The organism is Streptomyces sp. A0958 (assembly GCF_004795035.1).
Taxonomy (GTDB): domain Bacteria; phylum Actinomycetota; class Actinomycetes; order Streptomycetales; family Streptomycetaceae; genus Streptomyces.
Genome location: NZ_SSBK01000008.1, coordinates 148,766 through 167,757, shown reverse-complemented (window position 1 = coordinate 167,757; position 18,992 = coordinate 148,766). Strand labels below are relative to the sequence as shown.

Annotated in this window: 16 protein-coding genes; 2 read left to right on the top strand and 14 right to left on the bottom strand. The window is 72.2% G+C overall.

Features of this window, described 5'->3' with window-relative positions; all coding sequences use genetic code 11:
* Positions 1-475: 475 nt before the first annotated feature.
* From E6P78_RS11725 to E6P78_RS11715, 3 genes are all read right to left on the bottom strand, one after another.
* A complete protein-coding gene (locus tag E6P78_RS11725) occupies positions 476-1,138 on the bottom strand; it encodes a sulfotransferase family protein (protein ID WP_136203482.1) in 663 nt (220 codons plus the stop codon).
* 18 nt (positions 1,139-1,156) lie between these two features.
* A complete protein-coding gene (locus tag E6P78_RS11720) occupies positions 1,157-1,588 on the bottom strand; it encodes a carboxymuconolactone decarboxylase family protein (protein WP_136203481.1) in 432 nt (143 codons plus the stop codon).
* Positions 1,589-1,649: 61 nt separating this feature from the next.
* Positions 1,650-2,678, bottom strand: a complete 1,029-nt coding sequence (locus E6P78_RS11715) for a methyltransferase (protein ID WP_136203480.1) — start codon at positions 2,676-2,678, stop codon at positions 1,650-1,652.
* Between the two features lie 221 nt (positions 2,679-2,899).
* Here E6P78_RS11715 and E6P78_RS11710 point away from each other — a divergent pair, with 221 nt between their 5' ends.
* Positions 2,900-3,517 carry a DsbA family protein gene (locus tag E6P78_RS11710; protein ID WP_136203479.1) on the top strand — a complete coding sequence of 206 codons (618 nt, stop codon included), beginning with the start codon at positions 2,900-2,902 and terminating at the stop codon, positions 3,515-3,517.
* Between the two features lie 21 nt (positions 3,518-3,538).
* On the opposite strand, the gene E6P78_RS11705 is transcribed toward E6P78_RS11710, so the two are convergent.
* Both E6P78_RS11705 and E6P78_RS11700 read right to left on the bottom strand, forming a co-directional pair.
* Positions 3,539-4,408: an NmrA/HSCARG family protein gene (locus tag E6P78_RS11705; RefSeq protein ID WP_168712599.1), complete on the bottom strand. Its 870-nt coding sequence runs from the start codon at positions 4,406-4,408 to the stop codon at positions 3,539-3,541.
* Between the two features lie 104 nt (positions 4,409-4,512).
* Positions 4,513-5,241, bottom strand: a complete 729-nt coding sequence (locus E6P78_RS11700) for an SDR family oxidoreductase (protein WP_136203478.1) — start codon at positions 5,239-5,241, stop codon at positions 4,513-4,515.
* Between the two features lie 305 nt (positions 5,242-5,546).
* Between E6P78_RS11700 and hemG the strand changes: the two genes are divergently transcribed.
* On the top strand, positions 5,547-7,028 hold the full coding sequence (gene hemG, locus E6P78_RS11695) for a protoporphyrinogen oxidase (RefSeq protein ID WP_136203477.1): 1,482 nt from the start codon (positions 5,547-5,549) through the stop codon (positions 7,026-7,028).
* A 191-nt stretch (positions 7,029-7,219) separates the two neighbouring features.
* Here the strand turns inward: hemG and E6P78_RS11690 are convergent, their stop codons facing one another.
* From E6P78_RS11690 to E6P78_RS11650, 9 genes are all read right to left on the bottom strand, one after another.
* On the bottom strand, positions 7,220-8,971 hold the full coding sequence (locus tag E6P78_RS11690; protein WP_136203476.1) for an FAD-dependent monooxygenase: 1,752 nt from the start codon (positions 8,969-8,971) through the stop codon (positions 7,220-7,222).
* 165 nt (positions 8,972-9,136) lie between these two features.
* Positions 9,137-9,589: a pyridoxamine 5'-phosphate oxidase family protein gene (locus E6P78_RS11685; RefSeq protein WP_136203475.1), complete on the bottom strand. Its 453-nt coding sequence runs from the start codon at positions 9,587-9,589 to the stop codon at positions 9,137-9,139.
* A complete protein-coding gene (locus E6P78_RS11680) occupies positions 9,586-10,707 on the bottom strand; it encodes a GntG family PLP-dependent aldolase (protein WP_136203474.1) in 1,122 nt (373 codons plus the stop codon). The genes E6P78_RS11685 and E6P78_RS11680 overlap by 4 nt, the downstream gene beginning before the upstream one ends.
* Before the next feature lie 6 nt (positions 10,708-10,713).
* Entirely contained in the window at positions 10,714-12,117 is a 1,404-nt protein-coding gene (locus E6P78_RS11675; RefSeq protein WP_136203473.1) for an aldehyde dehydrogenase family protein, read from the bottom strand.
* Positions 12,114-13,211 carry a hypothetical protein gene (locus E6P78_RS11670; protein WP_136203472.1) on the bottom strand — a complete coding sequence of 366 codons (1,098 nt, stop codon included), beginning with the start codon at positions 13,209-13,211 and terminating at the stop codon, positions 12,114-12,116. The genes E6P78_RS11675 and E6P78_RS11670 overlap by 4 nt, the downstream gene beginning before the upstream one ends.
* The gene (locus tag E6P78_RS11665) at positions 13,153-14,994 is read right to left on the bottom strand and encodes an asparagine synthetase B (RefSeq protein WP_136203471.1); all 1,842 of its coding nucleotides are present in this window, start codon (positions 14,992-14,994) and stop codon (positions 13,153-13,155) included. Before E6P78_RS11665 ends, E6P78_RS11670 begins: the two co-directional genes overlap by 59 nt.
* Complete coding sequence (locus tag E6P78_RS11660; protein ID WP_136203470.1) at positions 14,982-15,986, bottom strand: alpha/beta hydrolase-fold protein; 1,005 nt, start codon at positions 15,984-15,986, stop codon at positions 14,982-14,984. The genes E6P78_RS11665 and E6P78_RS11660 overlap by 13 nt, the downstream gene beginning before the upstream one ends.
* Positions 15,983-17,392 (bottom strand): MBL fold metallo-hydrolase, encoded by a 1,410-nt coding sequence (locus tag E6P78_RS11655; RefSeq protein WP_136203469.1) that lies wholly within the window; start codon positions 17,390-17,392, stop codon positions 15,983-15,985. Before E6P78_RS11655 ends, E6P78_RS11660 begins: the two co-directional genes overlap by 4 nt.
* Complete coding sequence (locus E6P78_RS11650; protein ID WP_240799147.1) at positions 17,392-18,759, bottom strand: SUMF1/EgtB/PvdO family nonheme iron enzyme; 1,368 nt, start codon at positions 18,757-18,759, stop codon at positions 17,392-17,394. Before E6P78_RS11650 ends, E6P78_RS11655 begins: the two co-directional genes overlap by 1 nt.
* Positions 18,760-18,992: the final 233 nt, after the last annotated feature.

The following is an 18,992-nucleotide window of genomic DNA, read 5'->3' as shown; positions in this document are numbered from 1 at the left end:
TGTCTACCCGGGCCCGACGGTCAGGACGGTCAGCGGGCGTCCGGTGCGGATCGTCCGGGAGAACCGGCTGACGGGAAACACCCCCGTCAAGGCCGTCGACTTCGGCTCGGCCTCGGGCCGTTCCCCCGGCCCGCTCGTGGTCGCTCCCGGCTCGACGAACGTTCCCGAGCCGTGGGAGACGGGGAGGTGGACCCGGCGGGGACCACGTTCCCGTCCCACCGGGATCGTCCAGGTCCGGGACGCCGAGGGCGCCGTCAGGACGCTGCGCAGGGCGGACTGGTCACCGTGGCGGTCCGGTTACCCGTCGTCGGCAGGGCGTCCACCACTGCCACGTGCTGGAGCACGAGCGGCACCTGATGCGGCCCCTCGTGGTGTCGCCGGCCGCTCAAGTGCACGCGGGCGGCCACACGCACATGGTGCGGTGACGCGGCGGGCCCGCGCCGGTGACCGGCGCGGGCCCGCGGGACCGGTCGGCTCAGCCGGCGGCGACCGGGCCGGCGCCGGCTGCCTGGGCTATGCGCCGGCGCATCTCCTCGGAGCTGTTGGCGCGCGGGAACTCCTCGTCGGGGACCTCGACCCCGAGGAACGCGCACAGCGGGTCCCACCCCTGCCGCACGTCGTACACCAGGACGTTGTCCGCGCCGAGGGTGCGTACGACGTCCTCGGTGTGCCGGTGGTAGACCTCGATGGCGTGGTCCTTGTCCGAGAACCGGCCGTCGAACAGGCCTTCCCAGACCAGGGCGTTGACGACGCGGAACAGCCGGGCCTGCCGGGAACCCGGCTCGGGCGGGTGCTCCATGGTCCGCAGCGCGAACTGGTACAGCGTGTCGTAGGTGCTCTTGTACCAGCCCTCGGCGTCGCGCACGGTGAGGACCACCTTGGTCCCGGGGAGCGCCTCGCTGATCTGCTGGTAGTAGACGGTGGAGGGGCCGTCCACCGCGGAGGTGAAGCCGTCGTAGAGCGCGGCCCAGTCGGGGCGCTCGCCGTCGCAGATGATCCGCTCCCACCGGGCGAGGCGCTCTTCGTCGTCGACGATCTCGAACATGTGGAAGCAGGGCCCGAGGCCGAGTCGCTCCAGGGCCACCTGGAGCGATGTCGTGCCGGTCCGGCCCAGGCCGGCGTTGATGAGCTGCAACACGGTGATGTCTCCTCTTCCTCAGCGCCAGACCGCGTCGTCCTGGTGGGTGGCGACGTTCACCCGGTTCCAGAAGTTGACCAGGCTGATGTGCATGACCAGGGCTCCGAGCTGTACGTCGTCGTAGTGCTCGGCGGAGTTCGCCCAGACCTCGTCCGACGGCGCGCTCTCGACGCCGGTCTGCAGGGTGACGGCTTCGGCCAGCTCCAGGGCGGCGCACTCGGCGCCGGTGAAGGAGGGCTCGGTCCGCCAGGTGTCCACCAGGGACAGGCGCTTGTCCGCGGGCTCGGCCGGAAAGGTGTAGACGCGGCCGTTGAGCGAGGCGACGCGCAGCCGGACGAGGTCGAGGGTCGACTGCGGCACCCCGACCTTGCCGATGACCTCGGACAGGTCGAGCAGGGGCTGCAGGGCGCCGGGAACGACCAGGGAGGGGTTGCCCATCCGTTGAGCCATCGGAGTTCTCCTGTGTGGTAGCGGTGCGCTGGAGGGTGAGGGGTCACGCCGGACAGGGCCGTCACACCGGGATCGCCTCGATGACCGAGATCGGTGACACGGTGGGGACCACCGTGGTGATCTTGAAGCCCGCCTTGGCGAACAACTCGGTGTACTGCGCGAGGGTGCGGTCCTGGGAGCCGATCATCAGCATCAGCCAGAGGTCGATGGTGTGGCCGATGTGGCGCTCGTTGTTCTCGGGGAGCACGTACTCGATGCAGAGCAGCTTGCCGTCGGGGCTGATCGCCTCGCGCGCGTTGCGCAGGGCGGTCAGGGCGTCCTCCTCGGAGAAGTTGTGGATGATGCGCTTGAAGAGGTACGCGTCACCGCCCTTGGGCAGCTCGCCGAGGTAGCCGCCGTGCTCGACGGTGCAGCGGTCCGCGACGCCGGCCTCCTCGAAGAGCGAGGCCGAGTCCACGGTCGCGATCTCGAAGTCGTACAGCACGCCCTTGGCGTCCGGTGCCTGCTGGAGGACCCCCGCCAGGAGGTAGCCGCGGCCGCCGATGACGTCCACGACGGTGTGGAACCGGGAGAAGTCGTAGGCGGCCAGGACCGGGTCGGTCTCCGACTCCGAGACCTTGCCGAACGCCTGGAAGAACTCGGCGGCGTAGGCGTGGTTCGCGTGGAAGAAGTCCAGCGTGCTCATACCGCGCAGCTTGGGCAGGTTGGCCTCGCCGGTCTGCACGGTGGTGAGGAGGTGGCCCCACTCCTCGTGCAGCAGGGGGTGGCTCATCAGCTGGGCGAACTTCCGCATCGAGTCCTGGGCGTCCTCGCGGAGCTTGGCGGACAGCGCGGTGTTCTCGTACCGTCCGTCCGGACGGACGGCGAAGACCCCGTGGCCGGACAGCGCGCGCAGTAGCCGGTGGGTCGCCTGCGGGTCGGCCTCGACCCGCAGGGCGATGTCCTCGGCGGACAGCGGTGCGTCGGCGAGCACGTCGGCGATGCCGAGGCGGGCGGCGACGGAGATCGCCTGGGTGATGACGGCACCCTGGATCAATTCGAGCAGCGCGTAGGAATCCGACTGGTCGCGGACCTCGGCCGATGCGGTCATCGTTTTCCCCTCGGAGTGTCTTCTCTCGGATTTCGGACGGTAATTCGGCGCTTCTCCCCGCCGCAACCGGCCCTGCCTCCGGCATCATTGACGAGTAAATTCAACCGGGGAACCCTCGTGTGTGAACGGAGCCCGCATCCACTCACACTCGACCGGGAATCAGAACCCCCTTGTCAGGCTGTTCCGACCGCGAGCTCATAATCGCCCTGAGGAGTCCGACGTTGGCACACGAAAGCCCGACCCCGGTGGATTTCTGGTTCGACCCGACCTGCCCCTGGGCGTGGATGACGTCGCGGTGGGTCCTCGAGGTCGCAGAGCGGCGGCCGCTGGAGATCCGCTGGCACATCATGAGCCTGACGCTGCTCAACGAGGGCCGCGCGGACCTGGACGAGCGCTGGCACCGTGACCTGGCCCTGCGCATGGAGCCGGTACGGGTCTGCGCCGCCGCCGAGCACACGTACGGACCCGGGGCGCTGCGCCGGCTCTACACCGAACTCGGCACCCGGTTCCACCTGGAGAAGGCGCCCAAGGAGCGGGCCACGTACGGGGCGGCCCTGGCCGCCGCGGGCCTGGACCCCGCCCTGGCCGGTGCGGCCGGGTCCGACGCGTTCGACGGCGCGGTGCGTGCTTCGCACCAGGACGCCATCGCCCGCGTCGGCACCGATGTGGGCACCCCGGTCATCGCCGTGGGGGACGTGGCCTTCTTCGGCCCCGTGGTGACGCCCGTCCCGCGGGGGGAGGCCGCGGTGAGGCTCTGGGACGGCGTGCTCGCGGTGGCCGGGACCGACGGGTTCTTCGAGCTCAAGCGCACCCGGACCCGGAACCCGGTCTTCGCCTGAGCCCGCACGGCCGGCCCGGCGTCAGCCGCGTTCCGGGGCGGTCCAGTTGTCCTTCAGCCACGCCTCCACGGAGACCAGGTTCGGCCGCTTCTTCCGCAGTTCGGTCAGGTCGGCCTGGAAACCGTCGCGCTCGAACCAGTCGAACATGTTGGCCAGGTCGGGGCGGCCCGCGCGCAGCGGCTCGATGGGCAGCTGCTGGAAGCGGGTCGGGATGCCGGAGACGGCCTCGAACGCCGCGGCCATCTGCGGCCCGGTCAGCTCGTCGCCCGCGATGTCGACCGTCCGGCCGATCCATTCCCGCGGGTTCTCGAAGGCGTCCGCGGCGAAGGCGCCGATGTCGCTCGGCGCGATGACCTGCACCGAGGTCGCGGGGTCGAGCCACATGGCCAGGACGAGCTCGTCCTGCCTGGCGCGCGGGGCTATGTCGAGGAGGATGTCGTGGAACATCGCCGGCCGCAGCACCGTGGCCGGCAGGTCGAGCGTCGCCAGGTACTGCTCGCCCACCAGCTTGCTCTCGAAGTGCGGGACGCGGGTGTCCCGGTCCGCACCGCCGACCGAGCTGTAGACGAAGTGCTTCACCCCGGCCCGCACCGCGGCGTCGGCCACCGCCTTGCCCTGGCGGATCTCGGCCTCGACGCCGCCGGGTCCCCGGAAGGTCTGCACGCTGAAGACGCCGTAGGCGCCCTCCGTGGCCGCCGCCAGCGATGCCTCGTCGTCCATGTCGCCGCGGACGAGGACCGCTCCCGCCTCCTCCAGCGCCCGCGCCTGCGCCTTCTGCGGGTCGCGGACCAGGGCGCGTACGGAGAAACCGCGCCGCAGCAGGTCGCGGGCGACCGCCCCACCCTGCCGGCCGGTGCCGCCTGTCACCAGAATCGTCTCTGCAACCGCCACTGTCTGCCTCCATGTCGTGTGCCCGCCGAGCCTCGCCCGGCCCGGCTGTCAGGTGTGATGGCCGCGAACGGCCGGGGTCCCTCGTGGGAGGGCGACGTCGCGCGCTACCAGGGGACGGGGCCCTCGTCGGACAGGCACCGGCCCGACGGGCCGGCCTCGTCCAGCGTGGCGAGCCGGACGGCGATCCCCGCGCCCTCGGCGGGGGACCGGTATCCGCGGTTGCCGTTGATGTCGGTCGCCACCACTCCGGGGAGCGCCGCGTTGACCTTGATCGGGGTCTCCCGCAGCTCCTTCGCGTACGCGAGCGTCACCGCGTTCAGGGCGGTCTTCGAGGACTGGTAGGCGATCATGCTGAGGCCCGCCAGAGGGCCGCTCGGAGCCGAGGACAGGGTCAGCGAGCCCACGTGACTGGACAGGTTGACGATGCGGCCGGCCGGGGAACGGCGCAGCAGCGGCAGCATCGTGTGGGTCACGGTGACCACCCCGAACACATTGGTCTCGAAGACCTCCCGCAGGTCGTCGGCGGTCGCCTCGCCGGGCGTCCCGGTGAAGCCGCCCGCGATGCCGGCGTTGTTCACCAGGATGTCCAGGCGCCCGAACCGCCGCTCGATCTCGCGGGCCGCCTCCTCCACGGAGGCCGGGTCCGTCACGTCGAGACGGATCGGCACGGCCGTGATGCCCTCGTCCGCCAGCGTGCCGGCGGCCTGCTTGCCGAGCACCTCGTCCCGGGCGCCGACGAGAACGGTGATCCTCTGCTCACCGAGCTGCCGCGCGATGGCGAACCCGATGCCCTTGTTGGCGCCCGTGATGAGCGCGACCTTCTCGAACGGCACGTCTTTCCCTTTCGTGGGGTCCAGGTTCCGCTGCCTCTGGAACGCGCCCGGTTTTTGAGCAACGAATCAATATGTTCACGGTGCGAAACGCAAATGCCCGGGCACGTTCGATGGTGCCGCCGAACCGCGGTGTTCAAATGCGGAATTCCCGCGGTCGAACAGCAGGGCGGTGAGCGACCGCGAAAGACCGGCCCGCTTTCGAGGCACCCTCCACCCGGGGTCCGGAACGCTCGGCCAGACTGCCCAGGCCTGTCTCGGTGCCGATACGGGCCTGACGACACCGTAACCATGAAGGAGCTGGTGGAATGACTGGGAGCGAACAGGCTCGGGCGAGCGGCAAGCCCCACGTGGTCATCGTCGGTGGCGGGATCTCTGGGCTGGCGGCGGCGTTCCACCTGCGGAACGAGCCGGTGCGCGTGACGCTCTTCGAGGCCTCGTCCCGACTGGGCGGAAAGCTGCTGGTCTCCGACGTGGCGGGAGTCGCGGTCGACGAGGGCGCCGAGTCGCTGTACGCCAACCGCAAGAAGACCACCGGCCTGATCAAGGAGGCGGGACTCGGCGAGCAGATCATGTCGGCGGGCCCGGTCACCGCGTCGGCGATCTGGACCAAGGGCACGATCAGGCACCAGCCCGACCGTCAGTTCATGGGTGTGCCCTGCGACATCGACGACCTCGCCCGGTCCGGGGTGCTGTCCGCCGAAGGCCTGGAGCGGGCGCAGCAGGACCTCGTGCTGCCCTCGTTCGACCTGGAGGGCGACATCTCGGTCGCGTCCTTCGTCGGCGGGCGCTTCGGCCAGGAGGTCGTGGACCGTCTCGTCGAACCGTTCCTCGCCGGTGTGTTCGCGGGGCGTGCCTCGGACCTCTCGTTCGAGGCGACCCTGACCCCGCTGGCGAGGGCCTCCCGCGATCACATCTCGCTCGCGGACGCGGCCGGCTCGCTGGTGCCGCACCTGAAGGAGGGCGAGAAGCCCCCGCCGGTGAGCGTCGCCACTCTGGAGGGCGGCTTCGGCACGCTGCCCGCGGCGATCGTCCAGCAGGTGCTGGACGCCGCGCCGGACACGGCCCTGCGCACCGGGACCCCCGTCCGGGACCTGACGCGCAAGGGTGAGCGCTGGCAGCTGACCGTGGGGCCGGCCACCGACCCGGAGGTCATCGACGCCGACGCGGTCGTCATCGCCACCCCGGCCGGCCCGACGGGCAGCCTGCTCGCCGGGGTCCCGGGCACGTCCGCCGCCGTCTCGGCGCTCGCCGAGGTGCCGTACTCCAGCGTGGCCATGGTGACGCTCGCCTACCCGCGCACGGCGTTCCCCGGCGGGCTCTCGGGCCGCGGCTACGCCGGTTACCGGGTGCCGGCGGAGGAGGGGAAGGCCGTCAAGGAGGTCACGTTCACCACGGTGAAGTGGCCGCATCTGGCGGGCGACGTGGAGATCGTGCGCTGCTCGCTCGGACGGTTCGGCGAGGAGCACCTGCTCCAGCTCGACGACGCCGAACTGGTCGCGCTGGCGACGGCCGAGCTCGCCGAGGCCACCGGAGTCACCGGTGTCCCGGTGGCGTCCCGCGTGAGCCGCTGGGAGAGCGCCCTGCCGCAGTACAACGTCGGCCACACGGACCGGGTGCGGAAGATCCGTGAGACCGTCGCGGCCCAGCCCGGGCTCGCGGTGTGCGGTGCGGTGTACGACGGCGTGGGCGTGGGTGTCTGCATGATGACCTCGCGCAGGGCCGTCGACCAGATCCTCCCCTTCGCGAAGAAGGCGGCAGCCGCCTCGGCGGTCGCGGCCGGAGTGTGATCCCGCGTCCACCGGAGTGATCCCGGGTGGTCTCCCCGTCCGGCCACTGCTTCGCCCCGCCGAGCGTCAGCTCGGCGGGGCGAAGTGCTGCGTACCGGCGCGCGGGCTTTGGACGTCCGGGCGTCGTGGAAACGGAGAATCCGGCCGGCGATCGGATCGCCGGCCGGATTCTCCGGTTGGTCTCTGCCCCCTCAGCGGTCCAGGACCGTGGCGAAGACCTCCGTCAGCGCCTGCTCCGCGTCCTCGCCCACACCGGTGCTGCGCCAGGCCACGTGCTGGTCGGGACGGATCAGCAGCGCGCCCGCACCGGTGATCTGCCGTACGGCCTCCCACCCGCCGTCCGCGTCGGCGTACTCGGCGCCCTCGCCGATACCGACCACGTCGAGCTGGACGGAGAACTTCTCCGCCACGCGCGCGGCCGCCTCCCTCCACGCCGTCCCCTCCGGGCCGGTGATCAGTGTGAAGCCGGTCCGGCCCGTCAGGTCGAGGGTGGACAGGCGCTCGCCGTCCCGGGTGATCCAGGCGTGCGGCAGCCGGTGGCCGGGGCGCGAGGTCGGTGTGTGCTGGTCGCGCATGGGGACGCGCGCCGGGCGCTCGGTGCCGTCGGGGACGACCGCTCCCTCTTCGTAGGCGAAGCCGATCTCCATCTCGAACGACTGGCAGCCGCCGCGGTGGGTGTGGAAGATCTCCAGGGCACGCGCCCGCACGGTGTCGCCGAGCGGGGACGGGTCGAAGTACGCCGCCAGGCGCTGCCCGCGGCGCCCCGCCGGGATGTTGTGACCGCCGCCTATGGCGTCGATGACCGCCTGGTGGTGCTGAGCGGCGGCGACCGCCCAGTCGACGTTCTCGCGGCCCACGGGCCGGCGCTCGGCCTCGTAGGTGTCGATCAGGCTCTCGGGCGCGCTGCCGTTCAGTACCGCGGCCAGCTTCCAGGCGATGTTGTGCGCGTCCTGGATGCCGGTGTTGAGGCCAAGGCCCACGGCGGGCGGCTGCTTGTGCGCGGCGTCGCCGGCGATCAGCACCCGGCCGACCCGGTACTTGTCGGCGAGGATCGCGTTCACGATCCAGTCCGTGACCTTGTGCACGGTCACTTCCAGGTCCGGCACCTTCAGCACTTCACGGATGCGGTCGACGACCGTCTCGTTGTTCCAGCGGCCGGCCGGGCCGGGGGCCATGTGCAGGCCCCACTGCTCACAGGCCTTGCCCCAGCTGGGGCCCATCTCGATGAGGTTGACGGAGAGGTCGGGGTCCTCCGGGCTGAGGTAGTGCGTGATGAGCGTGCCCTCCTCCCACCACTGCGACAGGTCCGCGGAGAAGTACACGGTCGTCGTGTTGACGACGCCGGGCGGGCCCTGCATCTCGATGCCGGCCTTGGCACCGACGTAGCGGCCGCCGTCGGCGCCGAGGAGGTACTGCGCCCTGACCGTGACGACCTCGCCGGTCTCGACGTTGCGCACCTCAGCGAGGACGTGGTCGCCCTCGTCGGAGAAGTCGATCACCTCGTGGCCGAAGAGGATTCGCCCCGGACTGCGCTGCTCCGCGTGACGGCGCAGGATCGGCTCCAGCCACATCTGCGGCAGCTTCGCGGGCAGTTCCGGCCCGGCCGCGCCGTAGCGCTCCGTCAGTTCGCCACCGCCGAAGGCGTCCATCTCATGGATCTGGCGAGCGTCCAGCGGCCCGTCACCAGCGAACGTGGTCGCCCAGCGCACCTTGCCGAACTTGTCCAGCGGCGCCGCCTCCGCGAGGACGTCGTCGCGGAGCCCGTGCTGTCGGAAGATCTCCATCGTGCGCTGATTGAGGTAGTGCGCCTTCGGCACCCTCGACGTGTCCGCGTGCCGCTCCACCAGCAGGTGGTCGACGCCCTGGTCAGCGAGGAAGACGGAGGCGGACAGACCGCAGCCGCCGCCGCCCACGATCAGGACCGGAACCTCGATTGACGTCATGTTCGCCCTTCCAGAATTCAGATGGCTTTTCCGCCCAGCCTGACAACGTCATCCGCAACCCTGGTCAAGAACGACTGGACTCCGGAAAGCCGCCGGCCGGTCACGCGGGTGACCGGCCGGCCGCATGCCTCGGGGAACGGACGCCTCCGGGGTTTCCCCAGGTGCTCAGCCGAGCCAGACGCCGTCCTTCATCAGCGTGCGTCCGGGCAGCTCGTTGGCCTCCCGCCAGGCCTGGATGCGTCGGGGCCGTACGCGGAAGTACTGGTAGGGCTGGTCGAGTTCGCGCGGGTCGAAGCCGGTCTTGGCCGCGAAGGCATCGGCCGTTACGCCGAGTTCGGCGGCATCCACCGCCTCCGCGTCGCCGTCGACGATCACGACGTCGCGCGTCGGGCCGAGGGCGGCGCGCACCCGGCCGTCCGCCAGCAGGTTGCGACCGGTCACGGAATCGCGCGGGGTCGAGACGAGGATGGCGGTCCCGTCCCAGAGGAACGAGAGCGGGACGAGGTAGGGAGTGCCGGGACCGCCCGCCGAGGCGACCCAGACATCGATGTCGTTCTCCAGTCTCTTGCGAGTGTCGCTCAGCCGTTCCTCAAGCCCACGCGGTGGCACAGTCGTCATGCTTCCTCCGTCGATGTCGTGGAGAGTCCCCGTCCGAGGAGGTCTCCTCCGGTGGTCGTACGGGCCGCCGGCCCGGTGGCGGCGACCGCCGCCACCGCCCTGACGGCGGCACGCACACCGATCATGTCGTGTGCCCGGTGCACAGCGAAGCGCACGAAGCCGCTCGGCAGGGGCAGGACACGCACCCCCAGGCCGGCGAGGCGGCCGGCGCACTCCTCCGGGGTGAGCCCGGCGAGACGGGCCATGACCATGTTGGTCGGCCGCGGCGGGCGCATCACCTCGACACCGGGCAGCGTCCCGAGACCGGCGGCGAGCGCGGCGGCCGTGGCGTGGTCGGCCGCCAGGTCGGGCAGGCGCTCCAGCGCGACGAGGGCGGGTGCCGCCACGACGCCCGCCTGGTGCATGGAGCCGCCCAGCGCCGCCCTCAGTTCCCGGGCGCGTGCGACGTACGCGGGGGTCCCGCACAGCAGCCCGCCGACCGGCGCACCGAGGCCCTTGGAGACGGAGAAGGTGACGCTGTCCGCGGGCTCGGCCAGCTCCGCGGGGCGGACCCCGAGCGCCACGGCCGCGTTCGCGAGCCGGGCGCCGTCGAGGTGGACGTGGGCGCCGTACCGGTGGGCCAGGGCGGCCAGGGCGCGGGTCGCCGCAGCGTCCAGGGCGTTGCCCGAGCGCATCATGCTCGTGTTCTCCAGGCAGACCACGGTGGGCCGGCCGCCCCCGGCGGCGAGCAGCGCGTCCACGGCGCCGAGGTCGGGCAGGCCGTCGGGGTGCTGCGCCACCGTCAGCAGCTCGACCCCGGCGAAGCGGCGCAGCCCCTCCGGTTCGAGGAAGGCCATGTGGGTGTCCTCGCCGACGACCAGCCGCGGCGCGCGCGGTCCCGGCTGACCTGCCGCGGCAAGCGGGGCGAGCAGGTTCGCCATGGTGCTGGTGGGCGTGAGCAGCGCCGCCCCGGTGCCGAGCAGCTGGGCCACCCGCGCTTCGAGGAGCGCGACCGTGGGGTCGTCCCCGTACACGTCGTCCCCGACCTCGGCCGCGGCCATCGCCGCGCGCATCCCGGCGTCCGGAAGGGTGCGGGTGTCGCTGCGGAAGTCGAGCCGGGGCGGGTCGGTCCGGGCCATCGCGGCCTACCCCCTCGCCCGGTGGGCCACCCAGACGGCGCGGGGCCTGGTGTAGCCCTCCACCGCGTGGATGCCCAGCTCACGGCCGTATCCGGACTGGCCCAGACCCGAGACGCTGACCGTCTCCTCGGTCTCGCCCCAGGTGTTGACCCACACCATGCCGGCGCGCAGGGCCCGGCCGAAGTGCTCGGCCCGGTGGGCGTCCGAGGTCCACACGGACGCCGACAGGCCGTACGCCGTGTCGTGGGCGAGGGACAGCGCCTCGGCGTCGGTGTCGAACGCCGCCACGGACAGCACGGGGGCGAAGATCTCCTCGCGCCAGGCGCGGCCGGTGGACGGCGGGCCGTCCAGGATGACCGGGTCGACGAAGAAGCCGCCGCCGAGTGCGTGGCGGACGCCCGCACTCCCGGGCGGCACGATGACCTTCGCCCCCTGGGTCTCCGCCTCGTCGACCGCCTCGGCCGCCCGGTCGACGGCCGCCCGGCTGATCAGCGGGCCGAGGTCGGTGGCGGGGTCCTGCGGCAGGCCGACGCGCAGGGCGGCGGTCAGTTCGGCCACGCGGCCGACGAACTCGGCGTGCACGGCCCGGTCGACGATCAGGCGCGTGGCGGCCACGCACACCTGGCCGGTGTTGCCGGTGAAACCCGTGACGACCGCGCGGGCGGCTTCGTCGAGGTCGGCGTCGCGGAAGACGACGACGGGATTCTTGCCGCCGAGTTCCAGCGAGACGGGCTTGAGGCCGTCGGCGCAGCGCCGCGCCACCTCGCGCCCCGCCGCCGTCGAGCCGGTGAAGGAGACCATCCCGACGGCGGGGTGGTCGCACAGCTGCCGCCCGGTGCCGGCTCCGCCGTAGACGGCGGTGAGCACGCCTTCGGGGAGCACCTCGGCGGCGCGCTCGACCAGGCGGCGGGTCGACAGCGGCGTCTCGGGCGCCGGTTTGACGACGACGGTGTTGCCGTACGCGAGGGCCGCGGCGATCTTCCAGACGGCCAGCAGGAGCGGGTAGTTGTTCGGGGCGATGGCCACGCACACTCCGACCGGCACGCGGTCGGTGTACGTGCGCATGCCGGGGCCGGACGGATGGGTCTCGCCCACCGGGTACCGGGCGGCCGCCGCGAACCAGTCGACCACCTGCGCGGCGAATTCGACCTCTCCGACGGCGCGCGCCACGGGCTTTCCCGCGTTGCGCCGTTCCAGGTCCGCGAGTGCGTCACGGTCCTCGCGCAGCAGGTGGGCGAGCTCGCGCAGGAGGCCGGAGCGGTGGGCCGGGGAGGTGCCGGCCCAGCTGCCGTGGAACGCCGACGCCGCCCGGTCCACGGCGTCGGCGACCCCGGGTCCGGATGTGTCCGGTACGCGGGCGAAGACCTGCCCCGTGGCGGGGTCGAGGATCGCGCGTCCCTCCTCGGTCATCCCAGCGTCCCGGCGCGGCCGCCCAGCCGCAGTCCGGCGTCGAGTTCGGTGACCAGGCCGATGAAGGCGTCCCGCCCCAGGTCCGTGCCGGAGCTGCCCAGCAGCCTGAGCTCGTACCCGTCGGGGTGCTGCCACCAGGCGTCGCAGGCTCCGGCCCCCGCGTCCCGGTAGCCCAGGTGCAGCGGGCGGCCGCCGAGTTCCAGGAGCTCCTCGGTGGCGGGCTGCTTGTCCCGCTGCGGCGGGAACGCCAGGCGTCCGCCTCCGGTGCGCTGCGCCGTCAGGCGCAGTTCGCCGCCGGACGCCGAGGCGTAGACGACGTCCAGCTCGCGTACGGCGGCGCCGTCGCCGAACGTCGCGGCGCTGTCGGCGCGGTAGCCGCCGACCGACACCGGCACCCCCTGCCCGGCGAGGAAGGCGGTGAGCTCCCCCGGTGCGACCCAGTCGCCCTCGTGTCCGGGCCCGTGCCGGTGGAAGGAGAAGACACCGGTGGGCACCGACACCGTCTCGGCCGGCCGCCGGGCCCAGTAGCTCAGTTCGGCGAACGGGGTGGCGAGCACCCTCGCCACCGCTTCCGGTACGGCCGGCCGCAGTGCGGCAAAGAGCGCGACGAGCTCGTCGTCGGTGAACTCGCCCTCCAAAACCGAGAGTTCGACCGTGGTGCGGGCCATCCGAGCGCTGGCGGCCCGGTGGCTCAGGTAGTCGGTGCCGAGCCAGACGACCCTGCCCCCGCCGATCTCGTGGGGCCGCGTCTCGCTACCCCACAGACACGGGTGGTCGGCGGCGGGGAACGCCCAGTCGTACAGGAACTGCTTCAGCCGCAGCCGCCGTCCGCCGCCGGAGATCTCGGTGCGGTAGCCGGACGGGTTGGCGTCGCTCCACGGGCTGCGGCCCTTGGCGTCGACGCGTCCGGGCGGCGCCTCGCGCCGGATCGTTCCGGTGCTGGTGTCGCAGCCGTCGGGCAGCTTTGACGGCCGCCACACCACGAAGTTGCACCAGTCCTGGGCGAGTTCCTCCGTGATGGCCGGCGGTACCGGGTCAAGCTCGGCCGCGCTGTCCAGGACGTGCCAGCTCCAGTGCGGGACGGGACTGCTCACCGTGTCTCCTCGGGTCGGTTCGGAGCTCCGCGAGGTGGTCGAGCCAGGCGGAGGTCGAGGCAAGGAACATCCATTCGCCGACGCCCAGCTCGGCGCGGAGACCGGCCGGCGGCCGGGGCAGCCCGAAGGGGGTGCCGAGCCCGTCGGCCAGGTCGGTGACCTGGCGGACGTAGCCGGGGTCGGTGGGGGTCGGGAAGCCCTGCTTGCGGCGGGCCTGCACCGATGCGGGCAGCAGATCGGCGAGCGCGGCCTTCAGCAGCCCCTTGTGGGTGCCGGGCTGGTTGGAGTCCTTCAGGTGCTCGGGGCAGCGGAAGGCCAGCTCGGCGAGGGTGACGTCCTGGAAGACGGGCCGGTCCTCCAGGGTGAAGGTCGACGAGGTGGCGTCCACCATGTCGTTGACGTAGACCAGGAAGCGCCGCATCAGGTGGTGCCTGCCGCGTTTGAGCGGCGATGCCGTCTTGAGCGCCCGGTACTCGGCCATGGTGCGTTCCCACACCTGGTCGGTCACCGCCGTCATGTCGACGTCGAGCTCGTGCGCCATCCACTCGACGAGCCGGGACCAGACCGGGCGTTCGTCGGCGTGCAGACGGTGCGTCAGGTAGTGGCGCCCGTGGATGAACGTGGGCGCGTAGGGGTCGACGATGGGGAAGTACTTGCCGGCCTGGTACCCCCAGAACTCGTCGGCCCCGTGTCCCGAGTAGACGACCACCTTCCCGTCGGCTGCGATGGTCCGGTAGAGCTGGTGCATCGCCAGCTCGGCGCCGTGCAGCAGCGGCCGCATCAACCGGGTCGGCAGGACCGGCAGCAGGTCGACGGCGGCGTCGCGGCCGAGGTCGCAGACGGTCAGCGGCACGCCCAGGTGCCCGGCGGCCTCGGTGGCGTACGCGACGTCGTCGCCCGAGCCGCCGATGCCGTCCTGGTAGCGCAGTACGTACGCGTCGATCGGCAGCCCCAGGCCGGTCAGGCCCGCGACGATCGCCGTGCTGTCGACGCCGCCGCTGAGCACCGCCGCCCGCGGGACGTCGGACACGGACCGCTGCGCGATCGCCCGGTCGAAGGCGGCCCTGATCTCCTCGGGCTCGACCAGGCCGTCCACCGCCCCGGGATGCCAGTAGCGGTGTCTGGTCGTACGGGGCCGGTCGATGACGAGGTACTCGGCGGGCGGCAGGGCCTCGATGCCGCGCAGCCAGGTGCGGTCGTCCGCGGCGTCCATCCGAATCCAGGAGCGCAGCAGGTACTCCTCGCGGTCCACCTCGGGCGTGACGAGGCCGGTGCTGAGCAGCACCCCCTGCTCCGAGGCGAACAGCAGGCCGCCGTCGGTGAAGGCGTAGTACAGCGGCTTCACGCCGAAGTGGTCGCGGGCCAGCACCACGCGTCCGGTCCAGGTGTCGTGCCAGGCGAGAGCGAACATGCCGTCCAGCGGCAGCAGCGCGGCGGCCGGGTCGGGCTCGCGGCAGACCTGCTGGAGCACGAACTCGGTGTCACAGGTGGTACGGCGCGGCCACAGCGGCGGCGCGGGCGAACGGGAGCCGTAGACCTCGCCGTTGTGCACCAGCACGACGCGGCCTGTGGGGTCGGTCATCGGCTGGTCGCCGGCGTGGCTGCGGTCGCGCACGGCCAGCCGGGTCGCGCACAGCATGACGGTGCCGCAGGGCGAGACGTACGGGGCGCAGGCCTCCTCGCCGCGGTGGGCCATGGCGCCGGTCATGGTCCGCCCCAGCGTGTCCAGCCGGCCGGGATCACGCCGTCCTTCGAAGCTGATGAAGCCCGCTATGCCGCACATACGTCACCCTCCGGTTCCCGCCACAGCCTCCAGAGCGCCGCCAGAGCCTCGGTGTAGACGTACTCGATGCCCTGGTGGCCGCCCTCGTGCTCCAGGTAGAGGTGGGGGACCCGGCGGGCGTCGAGGGCCGCGTGCAGCGCACGCACACCCCAGTGCATGCCGTACTCGTCGCGTCGGCCGACGCTGAGGTGCAGCAGGCCCAGTCCGGCGAGCCGGCCGGCGTACGCGGGGAGCATCCGGACGGGGTCGTGGATGAGCCAGCGCTGCCACACCTCGTCGCGGAACAGGCCCGTCACGGGGTCACAGGGCAGTGCGTCCGCCGCGGTGGTCCGGGAGTCGTCGGCGTAGCACATGCCCATCGCGATGATGCTCATGGCGACCATGAAGGGCACGTCGTGCGGGCCGCTGTCGCGGCGGGCCAGCAGCGAGTCGACGCCGCCGGCCGCCCTGACGGTGTCGAGGGACTGGGGCAGCAGCGGCAGGTAGCTGTGCTCGAACCCGGCGTCGGGAGAGCAGGCGATCACCGCCCCGAACAGCTCGGAGGTCATGCCCGCGACGAGCGCACCGTATCCGCCGCTGGACTTCCCCCCGACGGCGCGCCACGCCGGCTCCGGCCGGGTCGCGAACCGCCGGTCGATCTCGGCGACGACCTCGGCCAGGTAGCCGGCGTACGGGCCGCAGGCGACGGAGTCGATGTACTGCGAGCCGCCGTAGGCGGTCGTGCAGTCGGGCACGACGAGCAGCGCGGGCGGCACCCGGCCGTCCGTCATCGCCTGGCGGAGCCGGTCGGCGACGGACGCGCCGAAGGCGAGCGCCTTCCCGGCGAGACCGGGGTGGGCGCCGAAGCCGGGCAGCCAGTACACGACCGGGAAGCGCCGGACGCCGTCGTACCCGGGCGGCAGGTGTACCTCGATGCGGCGGTGGCAGGGGTCGCCGAGCGGGTTGCCGCGCAGGCGGGCGCTCTCGTGGTCGAGGACGAGCGGGCCGCTCATGCCTCGTTCGCCTCCCGCAGCGCGCGCTCCACGTGGCGCGTGTAGAAGGACGGGTGGTGGAAGACCGCGGAGAGCAGCACGCCGTTGCTGGCCCACAGGGCGAAGGAGCTGCCGAACAGGAGGTCTGCGCCGAGCATGGCCTCCAGCGTGCTCGCCGCCAGTTCGGTCCAGCCCTCCGCGCCGGTGACGTGGCTGCGGGCGGGGCCCGGGCCGAGCCGGGTCACCCGGTCCGCGACCGGGTCCAGCAGGAAGGAGGTCTCGGTGCCCTCGTCCTCGTACAGCGAGACGACGTGCCGTCCGGCGCCGTCGTCCAGCGCCCGGTACCAGTAGTCGGTCGCCACGAGCCGCTTCAGCAGCTCGCGGAGCATGTCCTCGGCACCGCGGGTCTGGCGGCCGTACCGTTCGAGGGAGGCGTCGAACGGCGGCACGGGTATGGCCGGGTCGAGCGTGACCTCGGCGTAGACCTCGTCGAAGTCGTATGCGTCGGGCGCTGTCGGCCCGTCGGCCAGGGCGGCCTTGCCGTGCGCCACCTCGATCACCTGACCGGGGCCCCAGAGAAGGCCGTCGCGGCCCAGCTCCTCCAGGCGGCGCAGGGCCTGGGCCGGGGTGAAGGGGAACATGGTCCTGTTGCACCAGGCGTAGTCGTGCCCGCCCTCGCCGCTGATGCGCCAGCCGAACGAGGAGGGGACGGTCACGGTCGCGGGGATCGAGGCGAGGTACCGGTCGAAGTTCGCGACGGCGCGGGCACGGACCGCGTCGGCGTCGGTCAGCGGGCGGCGCTCGGTGAGCACGCCGGGCGGCGAGATGCTGTGCGCGGGGATGAACACGGCGTCGACCCGCGGCGCGTCGCCGCGCTGGAAGGCCGCGACGGTGTCCTCGTGGAGGAGCGCGTCGCCGCAGAGCATCACGGCCGCGTCGGCGGTCTGCACCAGCACGCTCATCTCCGGGAACGACACGGCCGAGGGGAACGTCCGCAGGGTCGTCCCGCCCGGGGTGGTGATCGTGTCGCCCGGCGTGACCGGGCGCAGTCGCTCGAAGCCGAAGCGGCGCAGCGTCCAGGAGATCGCCTGGTGCCCGAGTCCCGAGGCGGTCAGCGTCGGTGGCACCGGTCCCGCGGGGTAGACGCAGGTGACCTCGGAGCTCTGTCGCGGGCTGTCGTCGAAGTCGACGTCGGCGCCGTCGACCAGGCCGAGCAGGGAGGGGAAGTGGTGGTGGTCGTAGTGGTGGTGGCTGAGGACCACGTAGTCGACGCCCTCGTCGAGCACCGCGCGGACCAGGTCGCCCGACAGCGGCGGGTGGTGCTCCCAGAAGCGGTCCAGGCGCTGTGTGAGCCACGGGTCGAAGAGGATGCGCTCCGTGCCCGTCTCGATGAGGACGCACGCATGGCCGAGCGAGGTCAGACGCATCAGATCTTCTCCTCGTACACGCAGCGGAAGCCGACTTCCATGTGGCGGTCGGTGATCAGGTCCTTGCCCCGGTAGAACGTGGTCAGGCAGGCGGGCGGCGAGGTGAAGGTGCCGCCGCGCAGCACGTGGAAGGCTTCCTTGCGGTTCATGAAGTCCAGCGGGTGGCGTCCTCTGAAGAAGGGGTCCATGTCCTCGCCGGTGTAGAAGTTGGTCCGGGTCAGCTCCCAGACGTTGCCCGACATCTGCAGGGCGCCGTACGGACTGGCGCCTTCCGGGAGGGCGTCCGCGGCCAGCACCGGGTCGGCGGGGTTCTCCCCCTGCTCGATGGTGACGAGGAGCGCTTCGAGGGAGTCGAGGTCGGCCACGGCCTGGCCGAACGACCGCTCGACGTAGTTCACGCGGCCGGGGTCCCACTCCTCGCCCCACGGGAAGCGGCGGCCGTCCACGCCGCGCGCGGCCTTCTCCCACTGGACCTCGCTGGGCAGCATGCCGCCGGCCCACTTCGCGAAGGCGTAGGCGTCGTACCAGTCGATGCCCACGACCGGGAGGCCGGGTGCGTTGAAGCGCGGGTCGTGCCAGTGCGCCGGGCGGTGCGATCCGCCGAGCGGCTGGTCGGGGTGGTCGAACGCGCCGGAGTCGCCCACCTCTTCGAGGAACTCGCGGTAGCGGGCGTTGGTCACGGTGGTGCGGTCGACGAGAAAGGCGGGTACGTCCACCGCGCGCAGCGTGGTGTCGTCCTGTGCCATGCGGAACGCGTCGGGCTGCTCGTCCGCGCCGATGATCGCCGGACCGCCCGGCACCAGGACGACGTCGTCGTTGTTCCGGGGGCGGGTGCGGACGGCGTCGACCCGGGCCCGCATGTCCGTGAAGTACTCGTCCTCCAGGCGGCGGAGTTCAGCAGGGTCGCGGGTGCCGAAGATGGAGATCAGGGCGCGCTTGGTGAGCGCCGCGCCGCAACCGACGGGCTTGCGCGCCCAGTCGGGGCGGGTGAAGTTGCTGGGCCAGCCGGAGATGCGGATGAGGTCGGGCACCGCGGCAGCGATCCGGTACTCCGTGATGACCTTGAGCGCGGTGAACGCGACCCAGTCGACGGTGTCGTGCGTCGCGGAGGCCACGGCGGTGTCGGCGGCGGGGGCGCCCGCGTGGTGCACGGCCAGCAGCCGCACCGCGCCGGCGCGCACCGGCCACTCGGGGTGGGCGACCACGAGGCTCGCCAGCAGCGGTATCCCGTCGGGGCCGCGGCCCTTCTCCCCGGCCAGGTCGACGACGCGCTGCACCGACGCCCAGTAGCGGGCGTCGGTGGAATCGTCGATCGCCAGCAGATCGGCGGGAATGTCGATGACGTCTGAAACCTGATTTCCTACCATCTCTACCTCTCTCGGACGACGAGCCGCCCGTACGGAATCGTTCCCGTACGGGCGGCTGACTCGCGGCTCAGTGGATTACCACTTGGAGCACTCCTGCTTGGCGTCACGGGTCTCGATGAAGTCACGGTCGCTCATTTTTCTCTCCCTTCTTCCCAGGGGGTACGAGAAGGTTTTTGTTGACCTCTCGTTCTCACGGCTCAAACACTAACGCAGGCCCCGGGACGTGCCGCAAG

What these genes read in the sequence shown, in the direction of transcription:
- E6P78_RS11720 (WP_136203481.1), bottom strand. Translation starts at nt 1,588, where the DNA reads ATGGCTCAACGGATGGGCAACCCCTCCCTGGTCGTTCCCGGCGCCCTG.
- E6P78_RS11715 (WP_136203480.1), bottom strand. Translation starts at nt 2,678, where the DNA reads ATGACCGCATCGGCCGAGGTCCGCGACCAGTCGGATTCCTACGCGCTG.
- hemG (WP_136203477.1), top strand. Translation starts at nt 5,547, where the DNA reads ATGACTGGGAGCGAACAGGCTCGGGCGAGCGGCAAGCCCCACGTGGTC.
- E6P78_RS11690 (WP_136203476.1), bottom strand. Translation starts at nt 8,971, where the DNA reads ATGACGTCAATCGAGGTTCCGGTCCTGATCGTGGGCGGCGGCGGCTGC.
- E6P78_RS11685 (WP_136203475.1), bottom strand. Translation starts at nt 9,589, where the DNA reads ATGACGACTGTGCCACCGCGTGGGCTTGAGGAACGGCTGAGCGACACT.
- E6P78_RS11680 (WP_136203474.1), bottom strand. Translation starts at nt 10,707, where the DNA reads ATGGCCCGGACCGACCCGCCCCGGCTCGACTTCCGCAGCGACACCCGC.
- E6P78_RS11675 (WP_136203473.1), bottom strand. Translation starts at nt 12,117, where the DNA reads ATGACCGAGGAGGGACGCGCGATCCTCGACCCCGCCACGGGGCAGGTC.
- E6P78_RS11665 (WP_136203471.1), bottom strand. Translation starts at nt 14,994, where the DNA reads ATGTGCGGCATAGCGGGCTTCATCAGCTTCGAAGGACGGCGTGATCCC.
- E6P78_RS11660 (WP_136203470.1), bottom strand. Translation starts at nt 15,986, where the DNA reads ATGAGCGGCCCGCTCGTCCTCGACCACGAGAGCGCCCGCCTGCGCGGC.
- E6P78_RS11655 (WP_136203469.1), bottom strand. Translation starts at nt 17,392, where the DNA reads ATGCGTCTGACCTCGCTCGGCCATGCGTGCGTCCTCATCGAGACGGGC.
- E6P78_RS11650 (WP_240799147.1), bottom strand. Translation starts at nt 18,759, where the DNA reads ATGGTAGGAAATCAGGTTTCAGACGTCATCGACATTCCCGCCGATCTG.